The sequence below is a fragment of the Kitasatospora sp. NPDC059577 genome (assembly GCF_042735475.1).
Classification (GTDB): Bacteria; Actinomycetota; Actinomycetes; order Streptomycetales; family Streptomycetaceae; genus Kitasatospora.
In genome coordinates this window covers 7,453-14,758 of record NZ_JBHWBZ010000080.1, presented here as the reverse complement: position 1 = coordinate 14,758, position 7,306 = coordinate 7,453, and the positions used below count along the sequence as shown (strand labels likewise).

Sequence of the window (7,306 nt, the reverse complement as noted above, 5' to 3'; positions counted from 1 at the left end):
GGCGCTGGCGGCCGCCACCGGGTCTTGTTTGGGGGCCGGGTCCGCCACACCCCCGGCGCCGCGCTCGGGCCCCCCCCCCGGGGGGGGGGGGGGGGGCGGGGCGCCCCCCGCGGGTGGTTCGTGCGTGCTCATCGGGGGGTGAGCCTACCTTGCGGTCGTTCGCCTCCCGTGAGCGCTCCGATCCCCCGGCGAGGCCGGGGGCCGGTGGATCAGCGGTCGCGCTTCTCCTTGATCTTCGCGGCCTTGCCGCGGAGGTCACGCAGGTAGTACAGCTTGGCGCGGCGAACCGCACCGCGGGTCACGACCTCGATCTTCTCGACGACCGGGGTGTGCACCGGGAAGGTGCGCTCCACGCCGACGTTGAAGCTGACCTTGCGAACGGTGAAGGTCTCACCGATGCCGGCGCCGTGGCGGCGGATGACGACGCCCTGGAAGACCTGGACACGGGAGCGGTTGCCCTCGATGACCCGGACGTGGACCTTCAGGGTGTCACCGGCGCGGAAGGCCGGGATGTCGCTACGCAGCGAGGCCGCGTCGACAGCAGCGAGCTTGTTGCTCATGTTGCTCTCCATCGCAGGCGCCACGGGCCGCCCACGGAAAATCGTCACAATGGGGTTCGCTGCGGGCCGCATCGGCTGACGGCGATCCCCCCGTGGCGAGGGCGCCGGTCCACGTGCCCCCTACGGGAGGGGACCAGCGACAGACAGCAGCGGCCTATTCTTCCACATCGACGGCCGTGGACCGAAATCGGCCGAGCCGCTCGTCCCAGGCCAGGCCGAGGATGCCGAGCGCCTCCCGGTCCTTCTTGTCGAAGGCGCCGTGCTGCCAGCGCTCGACCAGGTCGGAACGGTTCGCCAGGGTGCGGGCGAAGGCCTGCTCGCGCCGCCAGCGGGCGATCTTGCCGTGGTTGCCGCTGAGCAGCACGTCCGGCACGGTGCGGCCGCGCCACTCGGCGGGCTTGGTGTAGACCGGGCCCTCCAGCAGGTCGGCCATCGCGCCCGGTGCGAACGAGTCGTCGCGGTGGGACTCGGCGTTGCCGAGCACCCCGGGCAGCAGCCGGGCGATCGCCTCGACCATCACCAGCACCGCGACCTCGCCGCCGGCCAGCACGTAGTCGCCGATCGAGGCCTCGACCACCGGCATCCGGGTGGCCGCCTCCTCGATCACCCGGCGGTCGATGCCCTCGTACCGCGCCGGGGTGAAGGCCAGCCAGGGGCGGCCGGCCAGCTCCTGGGCGAGTTCCTGGGTGAACGGGCGCCCGCTCGGCGTCGGCACGACGAGGGTGGGCACCTCGCCGGCGGGCCCGCCGGCGACCACCGCGTCCAGGGCCTCGCCCCACGGCTCGGGCTTCATCACCATGCCGGGGCCGCCGCCGTACGGGCTGTCGTCCACCGTGCGGTGCACGTCGTGGGTCCACTCGCGCAGGTCGTGGACGTGCACGTCCAGCTGGCCGCGCGCACGGGCCTTGCCGACCAGCGAGATGTCCAGCGGCTCCAGGTACTCCGGGAAGATCGTGACGACGTCGATCCGCATGCCGCTCCGGACGCCGCCGCCCTCCTCGACGCCGACGGTCACTGCGACGCCTCCGGACCCTCGGCGCGATCGGCACCCTCGGCGCCCGCCGGCCCCTCGGAGCCCTCCGGGGCGTCGGCGTCCTCCGGACCGTCGGCGTCCTCGGCCGCGGACGTACCGGCGACCTCGGCCAGGTCGGGGTCGATCAGCCCGGCGGGCGGGGTGATCACCGCTCGCTGGTTCTCCAGGTCGATGGTCGGCACGATCTGACTGACGAAGGGCACCAGCACCTCCGTCCCGTCGGCCTTCTTCACCATGAGCAGGTCGTGGTACGGGAGGTGGACGACCTCGGTCAGCTCGCCGACCGGGGTGCCGTCGAGCAGGACCACGTCCAGGCCGATCAGCTGGTGGTCGTAGAACTCCTCGGGATCGTCGGGGCGCTCCTCCGGGTCGACCTCGGCGATGAGCATCGTGCCCCGGAGGGCCTCGGCCGCGTTGCGGTCCTTCACGCCGGCGAAGCGCAGCAGCAGCCGTCCGCTGTGCACCCGGCCGGACTCGATGGTCAGCGGCCCGGCCGACGCGGGGTCGGTGAGCAGGACGGCACCCGGGCCGAGCCGGAGCTCCGGCTCGTCGGTGCGGACCTCGACGCTGACGTCCCCCCTGATGCCGTGGGCACGGCCGATCCTGCCGACGACGAGCTGCACGGTGATCGTTCTCCTGGAGTTCCTGAGCCGAAACGAAGAGCCCGACGGAATGCGTAGGGCCGGTGCGAAGGGCTGGTGCGGTCGGGTGGTACGAGGTAGAGCGGGGTGGTACGAGGTGGAGCGGGGCGGTGTAGCGACCATCGTTGCCGCGGAGCGCGGCACGCAGTGGTGCCGCGCCGGGGTGGTTCGGGAAACGAGAAAAGGCCGACCGGGACGACATGCGTCCCGATCGGCCCCAAGCCCTGACGGCTGAACGAGCAGCTGCGTCAGCGAATGTTGTCCACGTCGACCAGGTCGACCCGGACGTTGCGACCGCCGAGGGCGCCGACCACGGTGCGCAGAGCGCGCGCCGTGCGGCCGCCCCGGCCGATCACCTTGCCGAGGTCATCGGGGTGCACTCGCACCTCGATGGTGTTGCCCCGACGCAGGTTGCGCGAACGCACCTGCACCTCGTCGGGGTGCTCGACGATGCCCTTCACCAAGTGGTCGAGGGCGTCCTCGATCACGCTCAGGCCTCGGCGGCGGCGTCGGCCTCGGCCTCGGCCTTGTCCGACTTCTTGGCCTTCGGGGTGATGGCGACACCGGTGGTGGCGTCCTCGAAGCCGGCGACGGCCTTGGCGAACAGGTGCGAGAAGTCCTCGACCTTCGGCTCCGCGACCTTCAGCGGCGCCGGAGCCGGCAGGCCCTTGAACTTCTGCCAGTCGCCGGTCAGCTTGAGGATGGCGAGCACCGGCTCGGTCGGCTGGGCGCCGACGGACAGCCAGTACTGGGCGCGGTCGGTGTCGACCTCGATCTTCGAGGGGTTGTAGGTCGGCTGGTAGATGCCGATCTCCTCGATCGCGCGACCGTCACGCTTGGTGCGCGAGTCGGCGACGACGATGCGGTAGTGCGGGGAGCGAATCTTGCCGAGACGCTTCAGCTTGATCTTGACTGCCACGGGAGTGGATTCTCCTGGAGTTGACGTGGGTGAGCGGCCCTGCCATCGCGTGGGGTTGCGGGGCGGACCGTTCAAGGGACACGCCAGCCGTAGGAGAGAGGGGTCCTGCCCGGCTGCCGAGTACTCAGCTGTCCATTCTGCCACACCGGCGAGAACCGCCTGAACACGGGCCCGGGAGCCGATCAGGGCTCGACCGGGAGCCCCCGCTCCCGGTCCAGCCACGGACTCACCGCTGTACCGCTCTGTCGTTGTCCCGCCCGGGGCGCCCGGGGCGCCCCCGTGGCCCCCGTGGCACTCGTGGCACTCATGGCGCCGAGGACGCTCGTGGCACCCGTGGCGCCAGGGATGCCCGTGACGCCGTCACCACTGTGCCGTTGCCCTGCTCCGCCGTGCGACCGTCCCGCCGCACGGCGCGTACGCGCTCACGCGCCTGTCGTACCGCCCGCTCCGGCCGGACCGCTGCCCGCACAGCAGCCCGCCGGTCGCCGACCACTTACGCGATCTTGAACGGCTGCTGGCACGCGCCGCAGACGATGGACGCCTGCGCGAGGACCGACGGCACGACCCGGACGTTGCGTCCGCAGCCGCAGACCGCCTTGACCCGGACGCCGCCCCCGGAGGAGCCGTGCCGAGCGGCCGGGCCGCGGAAGGCGCGCGTCGCACCGTCGCCGGCCACCGCTTCCTGGTGCGCCCCGAGGGCGCGGTCCAGGCGCTCGATGGTCCCGGCGTAACGCTCCTGGGTCTCCTTGAGCATGGTCACCTGGGAGAAGCCGCTGCTGGCGTGCGGTTCGACCGGGTGCGCCAGACCGAGCTCGGAGGCGAGCATCAGGAAGCGCCGGTTGTGGTAGCGGCCGGCCCGCGAGGTGTCCCGGATGTCCCGGGCCGCGGCCAGACCGTGGGCAGCCTCGTGGAGGAGCCGCTCGAAACCGAGCCGCGTGCCACAGGCCGAGGAGGATTCGCCGATCAGTGCCTCGGGCGAGGCCAGGTCGGGGAGGTCCTGGTGGTAGGCCTGGATGTCGCTCCAGGCGGCGGCCAGTTCGGCCGCGAGGACGAGGGGCTGTGTCGTGCTCACGCTAGACCAACGATGGAGTGCGAGCCGATGTTCCGCATGTTTCCGTTCTCCGGGAATTCACAGGGAACTCCCAGGAATGCGAGGCAGCGCACGAATTGCACGCTCCGGATCTGACGCAAGACCAACCCCCTGCCGGTTTCGGCCCGTCGCAGAGTCGGCGGGCCTGGTGAATTCCGCCCCGGGGGGCGGGCTGTCGCCCCCAGGACGTACGGCCCGAGGTCCCGCCTGATTGACAGGGCCACGGGCCGTACACCGTACCGCTATTCCGTTAATACCGGGAGTTGACCGGCCAGTAGGGATGTCCGCGTCCGGGAGTCCCCCGGAAGAGTTACCGGATTCTTACCCATCCGCATTCCGGGCAAATGTCGCCGCCAACGGTCATTACCTGCAGGTAACAGACAACCGGCGGACATCCCCGGATCGCGGAAGAGCCGCGAAACACGCTCGGACCCCGACCCGAAACGACCCTGAACGCCCCGGAACCGGCCCCCGACCCGCCGGGAGCTGGCGTCAGTACGCGCGGGCGACGATCGCGATGTTGCCGTCCTGGTCGTCCGTCGCCGGTACCGAACCGTCGGCCGCGACGATGCAGCGCACCGTGACGCCCTGCTCGGCCAGCTTGGCCTCGCCCTCGGCGCCGAGGTCGGCCCAGGAGATCCGGCCCCAGCCGGTCGCGGCGGCCTCGACGGCCTCGTCGAGGGTCTTGACCTCGACCGTGCGGGACTCGCGGCGCTCGCGGGACTGGCGCAGCAGCAGCGCCTGGTCCTCCTCCAGGACGCCCGGGAGCAGCTCGGCCAGGGCGTCGATGGAGACCGGCTCCTTGCCGCCCGGGATGCGGCGGGCCAGCATCGCGGTGCCGTTCTCCAGGTCGCGCGGGCCGACCTCGATGCGCAGCGGAACGCCCTTGAGCTCCCAGTCGACGGCACGACGGCCGAACGGGGTGTCGGTGCGGTCGTCGACCACGACGCGGATGCCGACGGCCTCCAGCCGGGCGCCGATCTCGCGGACCTTGGCGATGACCGCGTCGTCGCCCTTGATCGCGAGCACGACGGCTTGGACGGCGGCCAGGCGCGGGGGGACCCGCAGGCCGTTGTCGTCGCCGTGGGACATGATCAGGCCGCCGACCATGCGGGTCGAGACGCCCCAGGAGGTCTGCCAGACGTGCTCGCGCTCGGCGCCCTGCAGCTGGTAGGTGGTGTTGAACGCCTTGGCGAAGTTCTGGCCCAGCTCGTGACTGGTGCCCATCTGCAGCGCCTTGCCGTCGCCCATCATGGCCTCGAGGGTGAGGGTGTTGATGGCGCCGGCGAAGCGCTCCTTGGCGGTCTTGCGGCCGAGCACCACGTCGATGCCGAGCACGTTGGTCATGAAGTCGCCGTAGACCTGGGTGTGGATCATCGACGCGTAGTCACGGGCGTCCTCGTACGTGGCGTGGGCGGTGTGGCCCTCCTGCCAGAGGAACTCGGTGGTGCGCAGGAAGACGCGCGGGCGGAGCTCCCAACGGACCACGTTGGCCCACTGGTTGATCAGCAGGGGCAGGTCGCGGTGGCTCTGCACCCACTTCGAGAAGTACTCGTTGATGATCGTCTCGGAGGTGGGCCGGACGACGACCGGCTCCTCCAGCTGCTTGCCGCCGCCGTGGGTGACCACCGCGAGTTCGGGTGCGAAGCCCTCGACGTGCTCCGCTTCCTTGGTCAGGTAGGACTGCGGGATGAACATCGGGAAGTAGGCGTTCTGCGCGCCGGCCTTCTTGATCCGGGCGTCCATCTCCTGCTGCATCCGCTCCCACAGGCCGTAGCCGTACGGTCGGATGACCATGGTGCCGCGCACCGGACCGTTGTCGGCCAGCTCGGCCTTGTTGATGAGGTCCTGGTACCAGCGCGGGAAGTCTTCCGCCTGAGGGGTGAGAACGGGTGCCTTAGCCATGGGGCGAATGGTACGGGGAGCGACCCCCTGACTTCGAATCGGTATCACACCCTCGGCGGGTGCCGGACTGGCCGCAGGACGGGGGGCGCACCACCGCGACACGCGCGCACCACCCTGCACCCCTCTGGACGCCGGGCCCGACCCGCTGTTCGCTGGAGTGGGGCGGGACTTTGGGGGAGCCGTAGCAGCACACCGAAGGACCGGATGGGAGGCCGCGATGGCTTCAGCTCGGACGACCGGCACGACCGTACGACCGACCGGCGCACGCGCGCACCACCCGCAGGCAGGGGCCGACGGTCCCGCGCGGGCGCGCGACTGGGCGGAGATCCAGGAACGCATGCTGGTGCCGCTCTACGAGGCGGTCCACGACCGGCTGGAGGTCGGCCCGGCGAGCAGCGTGCTCGGCCTGGGCTGCCGGTCCGGGTTGGCGCTGCTGCTCGCCGCCGGGCGGGGCGCGCAGGTCGCCGGGCAGGAGCCGCGGGACGAACTGCGCGAGCTGGCCCGCGGCCGTCGGCTGCGGGTGTGCGCCGGGTCCCGGCCGACGGCGGCCGTCCCCCGGTCGGCCCATTCGCTGGTGACGGTTTTCGAGCAGTTGCCCGGTGCCGCCGATCCCGGCCGGGTGGTGGCCGAGGCGGCCCGGCTGACCCTCCCGGGCGGGCACGTGGTGCTCGCCGCCTGGGGCCCGCCGGAACGCTGCGAGAGCGCCGCGGTGCTGGACGTGGCCCGGCGGATGGCGGGCCGCACGACCGCGCGCGACCCGTTCGAGCTGAGCGCACCGGGAGCGCTGGAGGACCTGCTCGGCCCGGCCGGCCTGCGCCCGGCCGGCAGCGGCCGGGTGAGCTGCCCGTTCGCGTACGCGGACCTCGACAGCGCGGTGCGCGGCCTGCTCTCCACCGGCCTGTTCGAGGCGGCCGAGGAGTTCTCCGGCGCCTCGCTGGTGGCCAAGGAGCTGGAGGAGGCGCTGCAGCCGTACCTGCGCGCGGACGGCTCGGTGCGGATGGAGAACCTGTTCCGCTACCTGGTCGCCGAGCGGCCGCGCTAGAAACGCCGACCGGGGGCGCCCCCCCCGGGGGGGGGGGCCCCCCGCCGCGGGGGGCCGCCGGGGCCGGCCGGGTCCCGCCCCGGCCCCCCCCCCGCACCGGCCGGCCCGCCGGCCCC

General features: G+C 72.3%; 8 protein-coding genes. 1 reads left to right on the top strand and 7 read right to left on the bottom strand.

What is annotated here, in order from left to right; genetic code table 11:
• Positions 1-209: 209 nt before the first annotated feature.
• From rplS to proS, 7 genes are all read right to left on the bottom strand, one after another.
• Positions 210-560 carry a 50S ribosomal protein L19 gene (gene rplS / locus ACFV0O_RS37645; RefSeq protein ID WP_030306736.1) on the bottom strand — a complete coding sequence of 117 codons (351 nt, stop codon included), beginning with the start codon at positions 558-560 and terminating at the stop codon, positions 210-212.
• Positions 561-714: 154 nt separating this feature from the next.
• Complete coding sequence (gene trmD, locus ACFV0O_RS37640) at positions 715-1,533, bottom strand: tRNA (guanosine(37)-N1)-methyltransferase TrmD (protein WP_360262094.1); 819 nt, start codon at positions 1,531-1,533, stop codon at positions 715-717.
• A 38-nt stretch (positions 1,534-1,571) separates the two neighbouring features.
• Positions 1,572-2,216, bottom strand: a complete 645-nt coding sequence (gene rimM / locus ACFV0O_RS37635; RefSeq protein ID WP_380348747.1) for a ribosome maturation factor RimM — start codon at positions 2,214-2,216, stop codon at positions 1,572-1,574.
• Between the two features lie 266 nt (positions 2,217-2,482).
• Positions 2,483-2,722, bottom strand: coding sequence for an RNA-binding protein (locus ACFV0O_RS37630; protein ID WP_030056773.1), 240 nt, complete (start codon positions 2,720-2,722; stop codon positions 2,483-2,485).
• 2 nt (positions 2,723-2,724) lie between these two features.
• The gene (gene rpsP / locus ACFV0O_RS37625; RefSeq protein WP_360262061.1) at positions 2,725-3,153 is read right to left on the bottom strand and encodes a 30S ribosomal protein S16; all 429 of its coding nucleotides are present in this window, start codon (positions 3,151-3,153) and stop codon (positions 2,725-2,727) included.
• Between the two features lie 493 nt (positions 3,154-3,646).
• Entirely contained in the window at positions 3,647-4,225 is a 579-nt protein-coding gene (locus tag ACFV0O_RS37620; RefSeq protein ID WP_189923538.1) for a hypothetical protein, read from the bottom strand.
• 510 nt (positions 4,226-4,735) lie between these two features.
• Positions 4,736-6,148, bottom strand: a complete 1,413-nt coding sequence (gene proS / locus ACFV0O_RS37615; protein WP_380348744.1) for a proline--tRNA ligase — start codon at positions 6,146-6,148, stop codon at positions 4,736-4,738.
• Between the two features lie 217 nt (positions 6,149-6,365).
• On the opposite strand from proS, the gene ACFV0O_RS37610 reads away from it, so the two are divergent.
• A complete protein-coding gene (locus tag ACFV0O_RS37610; protein ID WP_360262059.1) occupies positions 6,366-7,190 on the top strand; it encodes a methyltransferase domain-containing protein in 825 nt (274 codons plus the stop codon).
• The last annotated feature ends 116 nt before the right edge of the window (positions 7,191-7,306 follow it).

Excerpts from the sequence above, each read along its gene's own strand:
- rplS (WP_030306736.1), bottom strand. The coding sequence starts at position 560 with ATGAGCAACAAGCTCGCTGCTGTCGACGCGGCCTCGCTGCGTAGCGAC.
- proS (WP_380348744.1), bottom strand. The coding sequence starts at position 6,148 with ATGGCTAAGGCACCCGTTCTCACCCCTCAGGCGGAAGACTTCCCGCGC.
- ACFV0O_RS37610 (WP_360262059.1), top strand. The coding sequence starts at position 6,366 with ATGGCTTCAGCTCGGACGACCGGCACGACCGTACGACCGACCGGCGCA.
- trmD (WP_360262094.1), bottom strand. The coding sequence starts at position 1,533 with ATGCGGATCGACGTCGTCACGATCTTCCCGGAGTACCTGGAGCCGCTG.